Raw genomic sequence first — 15,159 nt, forward strand, 5'->3', positions numbered from 1 at the left:
CAGAATGCGTTGAATTTTCCTTAAAAACACAATTGTATATGAAATTTCATATACAAATGGTCGACGTCACTCCAAAGGTCAACTTATTCGAAACTCTATACAGTACCGCTCGGCGTTTCCTCTTATCAAGAAGTTTGCAATGGAAGCGAGACAGTTACCTGGACAGACGTTCCGCTAAAGCACGAAAATAAGTCAAAATGCCAATTAAAAGGACAGACGTTCCGCTATTGCTCAAAAAACAGCCGATAAACGGCGGAAATTGGGCTGATAGCGGAACGTCTGTCCGCGAAACTTCGAAAATCGTATTTTTGGGGCCAATAACGGAACGAGTGTCCTCTAACACCGCAAACGAAGCTTGTTGCTTAGCATGGAATCTTCCAGCACTAGCCCAGCTGCACGTTTGATTTGCTTCTCAGCATGGTATCTTCCAGCACAAGCCTAGCCGCACGTTTGATTTGCTATCTTGGCACGGCATCTTCCAGCACAAGCTCAGCTGCACGTTTGATTTGTTTCTTAGCACGGAATCTTCCAGCACAAGCTCAGCTGCACGTTTGATTTGCTATCTTAGCACGGAATCTTCCGGCACAAGACCGGTCGCACGTTTGATTGCTTCTTAGCACGGCATCTTCCGGCACAAGCCCGGTCGCACGTTTGATTGCTTCTTAGCACGGCATCTTCCGGCACAAGCCCGGTCGCACGTTTGATTTACTTTATGCTCTCATACAACGCTTCAACATAAGCATCGGCGAGACGCGATAAGGTTACGTTTTTATGCGAAATCCAGCCTACATCGATCTGATCGTCAAGCTCGAGCGGAACGGGGATAATATCATTACCGTTCAAATCCTTGCTCAGCACACCCGTTGAAATTGTATATCCGTTAAGGCCGATCAACAGATTAAACAAGGTTGCCCTATCCGTTACACGAATGCTTTTCGGTCTGGATAAGGTGCTCAGAATCTCCTCCGAGAAGTAGAATGAATTATACTCGCCTTGATCAAACGACAAATAAGGGTATTGCTCCAGCTGCTCGATCGTTACGCTCTTCTGCCTCGCAAGCGGATTATAAACGCTAATAAAAATATGCGGGTCCGCTACAAACAAGCGCGTGAAGTTCAGATTAGCTTCCTTCAACAGCTTTGTAATTACTTTTCGGTTGAATTCATTCATAAACAAAATGCCGATTTCGCTCCGCATCGTCCTTACATCTTCAATAATGTCGTACGTTTTCGTTTCTCTTAAAGACAGCTCATATTCTTCTTGACCATGCTCGCGTACTAGCTTTACGAATGCGTTAACTGCGAATGCATAGTGCTGTGTCGACACAGAAAAATGCTGGCGCGACGGCTTCACGTTCAAATAACGACTCTCAAGCAGCTCTGCCTGCTCTACAACCTGCCTCGCGTAGCTTAAAAATTCAACGCCTTCCTTCGTTAGCGATATCCCTTTATTCGTCCGCTCAAAGATCGTCAAGTTAAGCTCAACCTCAAGCTCTTTGACAGCGTTGGACAAGCTCGGCTGTGAAATGAACAGATGCTTGGCCGCTTCATTCATTGAGCCGCGCTTATTAATTTCCAGCACATATTTCAGCTGCTGCAGCGTCATTGCTTTCTATTCCTCCCAAGAATAAACGGCTTCGCCGTCCTTCGCTTGAACGAAGGAGGCGCGTTTATCGATGAAATATAGGAACAGGTATAAGAGTGAAAACTTATACTTTCCTATATCTCAAGCAAATTACTTATATCTCAAGCAAATTACCTATATTTCAAGCAAACTACTTATATTTCAAGAAAATTACTTAAATTAATTTATGCTTATACCACTTATCGCCTCTCAAGCGCCATAAGAAAAATACGCCTCGAGCTGCCCATTCTCCTGTCATCGCTAGCCATATCCCCATTAAACCATATCCGAGCACGATTCCCAAATAATAGCCAAGCCCGATGCGAAGCAGCCACATCGTCAGCAAGGATACTAAAGATGTATACTTTGAATCGCCCGCCGAACGGAGGGCAGAAGGCAATATAAAGCTGCACGCCCACAGCAGCGGCTGAGATATCGAAATCAACACGATCAGTTCAAAAATCATTGGCACAATATCGGACGGCGGCGAGTAGAGCTTAACAAGCCATGGGAATAAAGGCAAAATGATAGCCGTTGCAATGACAAAAATAATGCTGGCAAGCCATAGAAATGATTTAATGAATTTTCGGGCATCCCCAATATTTTTACTGCCGATGCTTTGCCCCACTACTGTTACGATGCCTATGCTAAGCGCCATTCCGCCTATTTGGTACAGCATAGCAATCGAGTTGCCGATCGCATTAGCAGTAATGGAATACGTACCAAGCTGTACAATAAAGGTTTGCGTAAGCAGCTTTCCTCCATTGAAAAACAGCTGCTCCGCGGCAAACGGCAAGCCGATATACATAATCTTTTTTAACAAATCTATATTTGTTCTAAATGCATGCTTGATACGAAAGCGAAGGGTCTGATTATAACGCAATAGGTAGAATAACGAAATGAGCATTCCGAATATTCTTGCTGTAATCATGGAGATAGCAAGGCCAAGCACCCCCAAATCGCAAGCAATGATTAGAATATAATTCAATACGACAGCTGTTAAATTCATGATGACAGACAGCATCAAGCTTGCCTTCGTCTCGGCTACGCCGCGCAGCGCGCCTAATACAGCTTGATAGACAGCAAAGAACGGATAAGAAATACATATGCCTACCAGGTAAACTCTTGCATTTTGAAAAACGTCCGCCTCCGCATTGCCGAACAGCATCTGCAGCGTCCAGTTATGAAATATAATAACAAGCAGACTAATCACTAACGATACAGCCGCAACTGCCGAGATGGATTGCGCCGCTGCTTTGGAAACCATATCCGCGTTGCCGCTGCCCTTATACTGGGCTACTATTACGGTACCGCCCGTTGCAATCGCAACAAACAGGCTTATGATGAACATATTAAGAGAATCGACCATGCTCACGGCACTAATTGCCGCTATGCCTGAGGAACTGACCATCGCTGTGTTGAGCAGCGCCATTAGGACGATAAAAGCCTGATCCACAAAAATCGGAATTAATATTGAGAAAATTTGCTTGTAATCCATCGATTGCCCAGATAAATATTTGTTAAGGATTGTACTTTTCTTATGCTTCAATGCTGAGCCTATTCCAGACATCGACTATTCACTTCTTTATCTTTTTAGTTTAGCTATGTTCAGCTGTATTATTTACATTATAGCACCGTCTCTATGAAACTGCTGATTAAAACCAAAAAAAGCTCATACTCAGCCCAATTCGACTGAACACAAGCTTACTATTAATTACAATTGAAGAAGACGGCATCGTTACCCCAATGAATCAACTGTCTCATACGATTCCACTAATTCGACTTCCGTTACATGAAAAGGATGCAGCGTTTTTAGCAGCGCCATGCGGCGCAGTTCATAGAACGAGCTTTCAGCAGCAGACTTGTTTGCATAGCGAATTTCGATTCTGCCTTTTCCGTCTGAAAATTGCACACTGACAAGCTCAGAATGTGCTGGAAATACATTAGTCATATTATCCCGTCGTGCTTGCAATAAAGCAAAAATTGCATGTATACGAGGCGCAGCAATCGACGTTTCATTCGTATACGTTTGCTCGACAGCTGCAAGCTCATTATTCTCGAGCATATATACGGTATAGGTCTCTACAGTCTGCTCATTTTTCATCAGCTTTTCTGATTTCATAAATACACCTTCATTAAGCTGGTCTATATGTTGAATAATGACCTCGGTCTCTGCGAATCCTTCAACCCGATACAGCTCCTCGCCGCCATCATTGAGAAATAAAGTAGTCGGATTTTTTTTAATTCTAAAGTCATTTGCTTCCTGAGCGCTTAATTCCACATAAATCGTATCGATTTGCAGAGATGCATAGCGTCCCTGCACTTCATTCATTACCATGCCCATCGATTTTCCAAGAGGACATGCGCTGAGCGTAAACAGCTTTAAGGCCGTCACATTATTTTCCATATCTTTTTCACTCCTTCTTCTATATCTATTAGCTAAATATTGATAAAAGTATATTTTGCAAAAAAAGCGCTTATTTTTTGCAGTTGACCCGTAAATACGAGCAGTCCCATACCAATAAGAAGCCAGCCATTAATTTTGGACAGCAAGGGCAGCCAGCGGTTTATTTTTTTCAAAATAGACAGTGAATAAGTTAGTGCTAATGATATTAACAAAAAAGGAATGCCAAGTCCAATCGAATATATAAACAGCAGCCACATTCCGCTGTACAATGTTTCTGAGGAGCTGGCAAGCAACAAAATCGAGGATAAAGCGAGCCCGACACATGGCGTCCAGCCTGATCCGAACGCAAGCCCAAGAATAAAGGAGCTAATATTGCCTTTCCCCGAGCCCTTAGCCTGAAACAGCTTTTTATCGAACATTAGAAATCGCAGCGACAGCATGCCTGCCATTTGTAAGCCAAATATAACGATAAGCAAACCGCTTATTTTTTCGATCAAAATACGATTTCCTGTAAAAAATTGGCCCAGCAAGCTTGCTGACGCTCCCATAACGACAAAAATAATACTAAAACCCGCTATAAAAAAGACCGAGCGCATCATAAGCAGCTTTTTCTCTGCCTTTATTTTATTGTCCTGCACCAGCGCGCCTGTCAAATGTGAAACATATGCAGGCAGAAGCGGAAATACGCATGGCGATAAAAAAGATAAAACTCCTGCTAACAGCGCTACGAATATAGTTGCATTTTCCATCTTATATTTCACTTCCTCCTTGTTTAGAGCTATGTTGCTGAAGGGGAATGCTGAACCAGAACGAATGCCGGTTTCTATCCGTTTGAAGTCCCGCCTTACCGCTATGCAGCTTAACAATTTCATTCACAATAGCTAGCCCAAGGCCCGATCCGCCAGCTTCCCTGCGGCGTGAAGCGTCCAGCCGAATCAACCGGTTAAAAATAAGCTCCGCCTTGGAAGGCGGAATAGACTCCCCTTCATTGGTTATGGTTACCTTATAATCATGACCTGTTTTCTCGCCAGAAATATGAATCCAATCGCTCATATTGTACTGAATCGCATTATCTATTAGATTAATGAGCACCTGTCTGATTCCCGTCTCATTGCCTTCCACTTCTGCCGTTTCAATCGTGAGCTGACAGCTTATATGCTTGCTCGCAAGCTCCAGCTCAAAACTGCTCAACGCCTGATGGATCAGCTTATGCATGTCTACGATGTGCCAAATGGGCGTGGAAGCCTGCTTCATTTCCCACACAGCCAGCTGATGCATTTGATCAACCAGCTTAGTCAAATGCAGAGATTCCTCGTGCAGTGATTTGTACAGCTCCACATCTCCCTTAACTACCCCGGAGCTTAGTGCCTCCAAGTAACCGTTCAAATTGCTGAGCGGAGTTCGCAGCTCATGCGACAGATCGCCCAGCAGCTGCTTCCTGCTTTGCTCCGCTTGACGCAATGAATCTACCATTTGATTGAAATGATGACTAAGCTGTCCTACTTCATCATCTGATTTTACTTCAATTGGCTGCGGGTACTGCCCGGCCATCATCAGCTTGGTAGAGCCGTTCAGCTTGCGCAGCGGTACAAATATTTTTTTCATCAGCATGTAATAGATAATAATGCCCACAAAAACAGCAATTACGCTCGCACGCACCAAATAAAAATGCATAGTACTATTAAAAAAGCTCTGCTTTTCAGCATCCATATACTCATATTGTCCGACGAGCAAACAGGCAAAATCTTTTACAGATACACCTACAAGCCATATGACTACACCAATAACAAGCCCATTAACAAGCATCAGCTTCCATAAAATACTTTTTCGCCAGAAAAACAGCCTGTAATGCGCAATACCATCCAACGATTTAAAATGCAACAAAACGATACCCCATTCCTCTGATTGTTTCGATGAACTCTGGAGTGTCTTCTGTCAATTTCAATTTTTCTCTGAGCTTGCTCACATGCACGTCTACTGTTCGTTCTATGACGATTTTCTCGTCATTTGGATAAAGCTGCTCCAATATTTGTTCGCGAGTTACGATTTGGTTAGGGTGCTGCATGACATAATGCAAAAGACGGAATTCATGCTGCGTCAGCGGAATAAGTACGCCATTATATTTCGCTTCTCCGCGAATTGGCTTTACCGTTAAGCCTCTATAGCTGATTTTGCTGCAGCGATGCGCCGTTCTCCGCAATACCGTCTCCACCCTTGCGACGAGTTCCTTGGGACTGAAGGGTTTCGTTACATAGTCATCTGCCCCGATTTGCAGCCCATTGATTTTTTCCTGTTCATCCACCTTGGCCGTAAGCATAATAATCGGCACATCACTTCGCTGCTCACCGCGAATCCAAGTGCAAAGCTGCTCGCCGCTTTGTCCCGGTAGCATTAAATCCATAATGATAAAGCAGGGATCATAGGCATCAAATAACTGCTGTGCCTCCAGCCCGTCTCCTGTCTCCCAAATTTCAAAGCCTGCTTGCTCCAAATAGATTTTAATAAGCTGCCTAATCTTTTTATCATCCTCGACAACCAGGATCGTTTTCCCTCGTAATGACATTCCGATAATCCCCCGCTTTCCCTAAAACCTACTGCATCAACTGCTCCATGATCTCCAAATTCATTGGACCAATGATTTTTTGCTCAATTTCGCCTTCTGCATTCAATATATACGTTGTTGGAATTTGAAACACCTCATATCGGCTAGACACCTGATCGTCAGAATCAAGCAAAATAGGAAAGGACAGACCATTTCTTTGCACGAAGTTTTCTATATTTTCCATCGATTTCTCAGACGAAGTTAAATTAACGGCAAATATTTCCATATCATCGGATTGATACTGCTCATAATAGGCCTGCATATCCGGCATTTCCTCTCTGCATGGCGGACACCAAGTGGCCCATAGATTCACCATAACCTTTTTGCCTCTGTAGTCCGACAGCTTGCGTTTCTCTCCATCAAGCGACTCGAGTATGAAATCAGGGGCTACATTGCCCTTTTTCAGTCCAATTACAGGCACCTTCTTCTCTTTCTCCGCAATCGAAGCTTCCTCATTCAGCCCTCCTTTTATAAGCGGTGATACGTCCTGCTGCTTGTTTTGCTCTAATATTTTCTTTTCTTGCTCCTGCTGCAGCGAAGCTGCTTCCTTATCACGTGCTTGCTTGTCTTGTATATCCAAATAGCCCCATACAGCAAGTGCAACTATTGCGGCCGATACAACAGCTGTTCTTATTTTTTTCAAAACGGCACCTCCTTTATATGTAAGCCACATTATAGCAGTGCTTTGTTAAGATTCGTTAAAGCAGCCTTTCATCTACATCATTCCCATGATCCGCCCCCTGTAAAAGCGCCTTTATGCAGACAACGTAAGAAGCTGCCTCCAAGGACGAATTACACCCTTTGAGACAGCTTCCGACTGTTTACTGTTATTTTATTTTTACGAAATAAGTCAATTGACTTTCAAAAATTGATCTAAACGTTGATTAAACTTTTCTGCATGCTCCCAAAACATCAAATGACCGCCAAATACTTCCACTTCAGTCTTCGGAGCAATACGGTTCATAAACGCCTTTGCTGTATCGCCCCAATGCTCTGCTGCAATAGCAAGCGTCGGAACAGCTTCACTGGCAAGCTTGGCTTCTTCCCGATAATCAGAAAACATGCCTGAGGCAAATAAATTAGCCGCTATGTAGTGCGGCGTATTCATCGATTGGCTCACAAGCCAGTTCAATTCCTGCGGCTCAACCTCACGCTGAATCATTACGCCGGTTACATAGGCTTCGACAAATTCTCGCTGCTTGGCAGCATCCTGCGTGTATAAGCTGTAAGCCCCTGCAATATCATCGAGCGGTCCTTCCACCCAATCCTCTTCATGATTAGTAGAGAGCGGCTTTGGTGACAAGTCGATTTGCACAACAGCCTTTACTTTATCCAGCCCGTATTGTCTAATATATTCCCAAACAGCCAGACAGCCAAAGGACCAGCCGACCATAGTCACCTTATCCAGCTGCAATGCCTCGATTAGCTTGCCAATATCCGACCCATGTGTAACATAATTATTGCCATGCAGTGCGATGGATGATTTGCCCTGGCTTCTTGGATCTACGGCAATTACACGATTCGTTTTACTGTAATGCGCAAGCTGATGCTCAAAAACCTCACCTGTAAAAGTCCAGCCAGGAATAAACAAAATCGGCTCCCCGCTCCCGATATCTTGAATAAACAGCTCGACTCCTGAATCCATTTGAATATATTGGCCTGCACGCTCCGTCATAGCAATTCCTCCCATAAATGTATTACAGGTATAATTCTATGACTATTCCGATAAACCTGCTGGCATTGTCGATTTTTCAATCTTTTTGTATTAAAATTTGTAGGTCCAAAAACGCTCCTGACCAAATCTCTCCACGATTTGCTCATCATTTAATTGCTTGTTGCCCAGCAATTCAGCAGCTTGAAATTGAGAGCGATGAGCGGTAATGGAAGCAACCTTTTGCGGCAAATATTCACGAACATCATGGATAACGTCCGCCTTGCCGATTGCCTGCTCATGATTATTGGCAAAAGCTATACAGTGTACAGTTGGCCGCAAATGCGCAGGCAGCTTGGCGATTGTTCGAATAACAGCCGCACCGCATGCATCATGATCGGGATGAACCGCATACCCCGGATAAAAGGTAACGACCAGATCGGGAGAAAGCTCCTCAAGCAAATCTTCAATGCAGCCATCCAGTACCGCCGGGTCTTCAAATTCAATTGTTTTATCGTGGAATCCCATCAAACGAAGGTCCTGTATCCCTATTGCCCGGCAGGATTGCTCCAGCTCCAGCTTGCGGATGCCTGGCAACGTTACTCTTGTAGCGAACGGCGGCACGCCCATATTGCGCCCCATTTCTCCAAGCGTAAGGCAAGCGTATGTTACATGAGCGCCATGATCGATATACATGGCGAGCGTTCCCGCAAGGCCGAAAGCCTCGTCATCGGGATGCGGCAATATTACTAATACCTGTTTATATGACATATTGTCCTCTCTCCCAACTATTAGAATGGCTCTTTACTAAGCTGCAGGGCTACGACAAGCTTCCCTTGACTATCGTGACCGGCCAAAATTAATCTCTCGGTCTCACTTTCATCATAATGCGTCAAACCTTCTGAATAAATCCAGCCATATGCCATTTTGAGCCCTACTCGATAAGGGCCATTGCCGGAAATCGATCCATGCGAATAGCATATTTTTGTATTCGTTATAAAAGTGGCAGCGGGATGCTTGGTGCTGTCAAAGTGCGCGGCATATGCCCCTGTCGTCATTTCCAAATGAATATATAAATCCTGGTTTTTCAACTCTTCAATTCTGCGCTGTATTTCGTTAAGCTCAATAAGCTGCATCTGGATCCCTCCCTGTTCGGTTCCACTTCTCTCAATAGGTTGCTTACTTTACTTATTATAGTGTTTCTCGAAAAGTCCTTCAACACTTGCTTGTTCAAAAAAAAACGACTCCTGATGAACTCAGAAGCCGCATGCAGCCTTCCCCAACTATCGTCAACACCAGTTCAAGCAATGAAAAAGGTGGGCACTACGATCAAGTTTGGGCTTCCGACCGCTGTGGTACGCCAAGTTTTTCAGATTGCATAAAACCTATAAAGGTTAAAATTGGCCTACAAAGGCGGACGCTGCCGCTTCTCCAGTCCCAATCTTGCTCTCCGTTCCCCTTCTTATTGCTTGCCTACGTTAGCTCAAAGAGCCGTTTTATTAGTATATTTATTCTGCTGTAGTACGTTTAATTTTAACGAATAACGAGATAACGTAAGATATTAACAGCAGCCCTAAAGGAACGATACAGATCAAATAACGGAATGTCGCCTCTGGATCAGGTCCCGGATTATCGCCGCTTTCGTAGCCGAAAATAATGCCAACAATAAAGAAAGCGAGTGCGGCAATCAATCCGCTGGAACGCGTAATAAAGCCGGCCACTGCCGTATAGATGCCTTCACGCTTGCTGCCGGTTTTCTTGAAATCTTCATCAATAATAATACCTGTTACGACTGGAGGGGTTACTAAAAATCCTGCCAGTCCGAAGCCGACAAGCACCCCTGCCGCCACGCCCGTCAGCAAACTGTTCCCAAACCATAATGGAATGACAGACAGAGCATAAGCAATAAGCGATATGCGCCAGCCCTTCAGCGGATCCATTCGGCGAATCAGCCAATACCATACGAAAACTAGCGGAATAACGGAAACAAATATGGAAGCAAGCAATATAGATACTTGGGCATCCGGAATACGCAGCACATATTTTGCATAGAAAGGAATCGTCGAGCTTAGCAAACCGTTTACTGTCTGTGCAAAAGAATTCGCTATATTAAATATCCAGAATGGGCGATTTTTTAATGTCTCTGCGAAAGCTTTCTTGAATTTTAGCTGCGGCAGCTTTATCGCTTCCTTGTCTTCCTGCACATTTCGCAAAAACAGCAGCATGAACAAGGCGAAGACGACGGCATAAATAACTGACATATAACCGAAGCCCAGCGCATTAAAAATAACTGGCGTCAAGGCTGTGCCGATGAGCAGCGCAACGATTTGATAGCCTTGCTGAATAGCTGACGCTTTCGTACGCAGCTGATCCCCGCGGAATAACTCCGGGAATAATGCTCCGTAGTTGACCCAAATGACGGTCGCTACTGCTTCGTATAAAATTAACGCAACCAGAAACCAAGTAAACAATCCATATTCGCTCATGCCGTTGGGCGGAGAGAATACCATAATAAAAGTGAGCATAAACAGCGGAACCGCGCCGTACAGCCAAGGCTTTCTGCGCCCGTATTTCGTATTTGTACGATCCGAATAATAGCCAAAGAGCGGCTGATTTACAGCATCCCATATTAAAAATACGGTTCTGGCAATCGTAATTAATGCTAACGACATGCCAAGCTTATCCGAATAAAAGAAAATATAAAACGAGCTGAACGCTTGGCTTGGAATCATCATCGCCAGCATTCCGAACGCGTACATCATCGGAGTATTAACATATTTACCTCGCATCCTTTGACCCCCCCATATAATATATTGCTAGTCAATTCGACATATGCCGCCTTTGCTCCTGCCAATACATGCCAATACGCATAAAAAAATACACAGCATACGCATATTAGCGGTATGCTGTGTATTGAACAGCGACTTAAATTATGATCTGCAAGAAACTGTTGATCAATTGCAGACGCAGCTACATAGCTGCTATAGCCGCTGTCAAACCTCCCGGCTTCTGTCTCATACTGAACTTATCTACTTCAAATTGAAGAGCATTTTTTCCATTCAGCTCAAAAGACTTAGCACGAATCAGTTCCTTCTTGCCATCAGTATATTCGATGTAAACGCCAAGCTGTTTCGAGTTAGCAGCACTTTGCAAATTTGAATCTGTCGGAATGGTTATAGTGATCGGCCGGTTATGCAAATTCGAATATATCGTTAAAGGCTGAGCAGCAATCGTTATTTTTGCATTTTTAGCTGCTTTTTTAATCGCTTTATCCTTGTTTGCTCTAGTCTCAAGATCCGATTTTACATTCGCATCACTTACAGGCATGATCCGAATGTATATATCTTCTTTTGGACCTTGCAAGGATAAGCCGGGAATTGCAACCTGCCCTTCGCTGCCAGCTGCAACCAGCTCTACCTTCGCTTTGGATAGTAATTTTGCAGCTTCTGATGTAATAACAATGTTACGATCGTGAACACCTGCCAGGTGATCTGGCAAAGTAATGACAATAGAAGATTGCTTCTTCGCCAGTTGCCCGAGCAATTCGTTTACTTTACTTTCATCAAGCGTCATTTCATCCTTGGCCTTTCCTGCAGCATCCACATCTCGAGTCAGCTGCACGTTTATGCCATTTACGTTGGTGGCTGCTTCAAGCGTTATCGGATAAACAGGCGGAATTGGCTTAACTAGTGCAGGATCGCTGTATTTCATTAATAAGCTGCCATATTTGAAGTAGAAATTGCCGTAATCATCCTGCATTAATTTATCGACATTACTTTCAAATATAATCGTCATCTTTTTGGTCACTCTATCAATTTTAAACATCTTGCTCGTATAAGTGTTGTCAGCAACATAGCCTGTATACATAGAACCGTATACATTGTTATCCTTGCCTACTTGCAGCCGTGCGTTGCTATGAGAGTAATCTGCAGTTGGGAATATATCATCCTGATAAATAACTGTTTTAGTGACAGGATCAAAAATGAATAGAGTCCCTAAAGCCATCCCCCAAATGTTGCCGTCAGGCCCCCACATTAATGAGGCAATCGCTTTTTTGCCTGCAACTGGTACATGAGAGCTTACAATCTGGTTCGTCGCAATGTCATAAACTGCTAACTGGGCAGATCCGCCGTTCATAGCGCCAGTACCCATATACAGCAGTCCATCCTTATATACCATCGTATTAATGGAATGGTCTTGAACAATATTGCGTTTTACATCAAAAGTACGCGTAACCGGATCAAATATCGACAATGCTCCGCCGATTTGACCTGCCTTAGGATAGGTACCAATAAACAGCTTGTTTACAGACTCTACGCCTACCATAGCAATTGGACGATCCTGCTCGAGGCCAAGCGGCCCAATGCGAAGCGGATTCATCGGTTTACTCGAATCCGTCCGATTCCATTCTTGCGCTGAATCGTATTCAAACAAGACAGCATTTGGATATATGCCAAAATAAGTTTTTCCATTCAAGTTCGCATAGCCTTCTACTTGCCCAAGCAACGGCTTTAATTCTGTTGTATCCGTATCAGGAGAATAAATACCGAGTCCGCCGCCGGAAATAAACCCGGATGTTAATATATTGCCATCCAATCCTTTTCCGATATTATGAATTTCAGCAAATTGTGAAGGCAATGGCAGCTCCAATGTTTTCACATTGCCATTTTGCAAATTGTACCAGAAAGACATGCCATTATTGCCTGCCATTCCGACTAATGAAACGCCAGGGAAATCAGGGTCCTCCAGCTCTACATAGCCATAAGCAACTGCTACCCCTTTTACATTTACATCAATTGGTCCATATGCATTTGTATTTACATTATATTGGTAAAGCTTGAACTGCGTTGTTCCGTCCTGATTGGCAACTGGGAAAGTATAAAACACTCTATTATCAGGAGATACAGGCGAGAAGCCGCGAGCGTTATACTGATTATTTCCTTGCATATCCCACTGATCAGCAGCCGGATCGTATACATACATTAGCGGTCCTGCATCCACACGTACAAATAACTTACCGCCGGCAAACTCAAGATCATAGACGGAGGTTTTGCCGCTGCTGTTAGGAATCGGGATCAATGTAGAATTACCTGTTACCGTATCAATACGGTATAGCTTTGCTACATCGGCAGCGCCTGCGTATAGAACTTTATTGACAGGATCATAGGCTAAGCTGCGTATATGCTGGTCTGGCTTTACCCCTCCGAATGATTTTAAAATTTTCATACCATTGCCAGTTGTTGCGTTTGGATCGTATTCAAAAATGGACTGGGAATAACCCGTACCGCCATAAATTTTGCCGTTGTCACCTGACTCCAGTACCCAAATAACAGTATCATTAGGAACCGGTTTTCCTAATGTTTTCAATTCATCTGTCACAGGATCAAATTGAAACAGCGTTCCATTTGGCGTACTGCCCATATAGGCTTTACCGTCTGTCGCAACTGTTACTCCCCAAGCAGCAGTAACGTCGCTGCCATCAAGCGCTCTAAGCTGATGTCTTCCCATCAAAGTATTATTATTTACATCAATAATAGCTAGCTCAGCAGGCGAGCCTTGAACGACTGTATACAACACATCGCGCCCTTTATACTTGCCGTAAGCACCGTACATCGCTGTTGTTGTCATGGATTGCGGCCCTAAATTTTTAATATAGGACGCTTCCGTCGTCTGCTTCACTTGTAAGTTTAGCTCATCTGCATAAAACACACCTTGCTCCGTTCCAGGGAAATGCATCGCTGTTTGCACCTTTGCCGCATTGAGGGGAGCTGACGCAACAACCCGAGCAGAGTCCCATTCTCTCACTGGACCATTAATTTTAGTGCTTACAATAGACAATATTTTATTGTCAGCATCATAGAAGCGCAGATCAATTTTACCGCCAGAACCAGCATACACCATCGTCTCGGCAGTGAACTCTACATTTTGGAATGGTACAACCGACTGCAAACCGCCCAAAATTTCTTTCTGAGCAGCATTCGAACTGTCAACCTTAACCGCAGTTTGCGGAATTTCAACCGGATCCGGATCATTTGCCTGGACTAGTGATATATTGTCCAAATTATATTTGTAATTAGTGGTCGCACTGCGCGATGTGATCAATTTAATATCTAGCGTGCTGCCGCCTGCAGGAACGAGGAAACGTTCTTCAACGCTGGTCCACTCGTTTTTTGGAACTTTTACAACACCGCTGACATCATTCAAGGTTCTTCTTACGAATAGTGTAAAATCTCCGCCCGTAGTGTTTTTAATAATATTCCCTTGGCTATCATAAACGTACACATAAAATCCCGCCAAATCTCCTCTTTCCAAATATAAATCCATTGACAATATATACTCTTTTGCACCTGTCACATTAACTCTATCGCTGCTCATCGTCACGCCGACAGTATTCGTATCTTCTTTAATAATTCTGAGGCTTTGCTGCCCCTCGGTTTTAAGTACGGTGTTTAAGCTTACTCTCTCTGCTCCTTGGGTAATTGTCCAGCCCGGCAAGTTGCCGTTAATTAGTTGTCCTTCAAACCCGCCATTGGAGATAATAGTCCCATTCGAAGCTAGTGCGCCCATCGTGTTTAATAGTGAGAACATTAATAGCAATGTTAATGCGATAATTAAATTTCGTTTGATTTTTCGGTACATAAAAAAACCTCCTCTTTCCTAAATGAATTTCCAATAGATAGTCTAAAGACGTTAATAGATTCTGGTCCTCCCCTCCTCACTTGTATCCGCTTTCATAACAAAACTCATTTAGGACTATAGCATAGAAATTTTAAATGTACAAGAGAAAAATATACAGGTAATATACAGGTATCTTTTTGTGTACATATATAAATATAGCGCCGTTCCAAGCGCAGTGCGGCATTATCCAGTATGTAT

Annotated in this window: 12 protein-coding genes; all 12 read right to left on the reverse strand. The window is 43.7% G+C overall.

Annotated elements, in window-relative coordinates:
* Positions 1–705: 705 nt before the first annotated feature.
* Entirely contained in the window at positions 706–1,605 is a 900-nt protein-coding gene (locus V1L65_RS06810) for a LysR family transcriptional regulator (RefSeq protein ID WP_331698357.1), read from the reverse strand.
* 193 nt (positions 1,606–1,798) lie between these two features.
* Positions 1,799–3,193, reverse strand: coding sequence for an MATE family efflux transporter (locus V1L65_RS06815; RefSeq protein WP_331698358.1), 1,395 nt, complete (start codon positions 3,191–3,193; stop codon positions 1,799–1,801).
* A 168-nt stretch (positions 3,194–3,361) separates the two neighbouring features.
* The gene (locus tag V1L65_RS06820) at positions 3,362–4,030 is read right to left on the reverse strand and encodes a hypothetical protein (RefSeq protein ID WP_331698359.1); all 669 of its coding nucleotides are present in this window, start codon (positions 4,028–4,030) and stop codon (positions 3,362–3,364) included.
* 32 nt (positions 4,031–4,062) lie between these two features.
* Positions 4,063–4,779 carry a cytochrome c biogenesis CcdA family protein gene (locus V1L65_RS06825; protein ID WP_331698360.1) on the reverse strand — a complete coding sequence of 239 codons (717 nt, stop codon included), beginning with the start codon at positions 4,777–4,779 and terminating at the stop codon, positions 4,063–4,065.
* 1 nt (position 4,780) lies between these two features.
* The gene (locus V1L65_RS06830; RefSeq protein WP_331698361.1) at positions 4,781–5,914 is read right to left on the reverse strand and encodes a sensor histidine kinase; all 1,134 of its coding nucleotides are present in this window, start codon (positions 5,912–5,914) and stop codon (positions 4,781–4,783) included.
* A complete protein-coding gene (locus V1L65_RS06835) occupies positions 5,901–6,593 on the reverse strand; it encodes a response regulator transcription factor (RefSeq protein WP_331698362.1) in 693 nt (230 codons plus the stop codon). Before V1L65_RS06835 ends, V1L65_RS06830 begins: the two co-directional genes overlap by 14 nt.
* Before the next feature lie 28 nt (positions 6,594–6,621).
* Positions 6,622–7,275, reverse strand: a complete 654-nt coding sequence (locus V1L65_RS06840) for a redoxin domain-containing protein (protein WP_331698363.1) — start codon at positions 7,273–7,275, stop codon at positions 6,622–6,624.
* Between the two features lie 207 nt (positions 7,276–7,482).
* Positions 7,483–8,307, reverse strand: coding sequence for an alpha/beta fold hydrolase (locus tag V1L65_RS06845; RefSeq protein ID WP_331698364.1), 825 nt, complete (start codon positions 8,305–8,307; stop codon positions 7,483–7,485).
* Between the two features lie 90 nt (positions 8,308–8,397).
* The gene (gene bshB2 / locus V1L65_RS06850; protein ID WP_331698365.1) at positions 8,398–9,054 is read right to left on the reverse strand and encodes a bacillithiol biosynthesis deacetylase BshB2; all 657 of its coding nucleotides are present in this window, start codon (positions 9,052–9,054) and stop codon (positions 8,398–8,400) included.
* A 20-nt stretch (positions 9,055–9,074) separates the two neighbouring features.
* Positions 9,075–9,419 carry a YojF family protein gene (locus V1L65_RS06855; protein WP_331698366.1) on the reverse strand — a complete coding sequence of 115 codons (345 nt, stop codon included), beginning with the start codon at positions 9,417–9,419 and terminating at the stop codon, positions 9,075–9,077.
* A 372-nt stretch (positions 9,420–9,791) separates the two neighbouring features.
* Entirely contained in the window at positions 9,792–11,072 is a 1,281-nt protein-coding gene (locus V1L65_RS06860) for an MFS transporter (RefSeq protein ID WP_331698367.1), read from the reverse strand.
* A 181-nt stretch (positions 11,073–11,253) separates the two neighbouring features.
* A complete protein-coding gene (locus V1L65_RS06865) occupies positions 11,254–14,922 on the reverse strand; it encodes a carbohydrate binding domain-containing protein (protein WP_331698368.1) in 3,669 nt (1,222 codons plus the stop codon).
* Positions 14,923–15,159: the final 237 nt, after the last annotated feature.

It is taken from the genome of Paenibacillus sp. IITD108 (genome assembly GCF_036541265.1).
Classification (GTDB): domain Bacteria; phylum Bacillota; class Bacilli; order Paenibacillales; family Paenibacillaceae; genus Pristimantibacillus.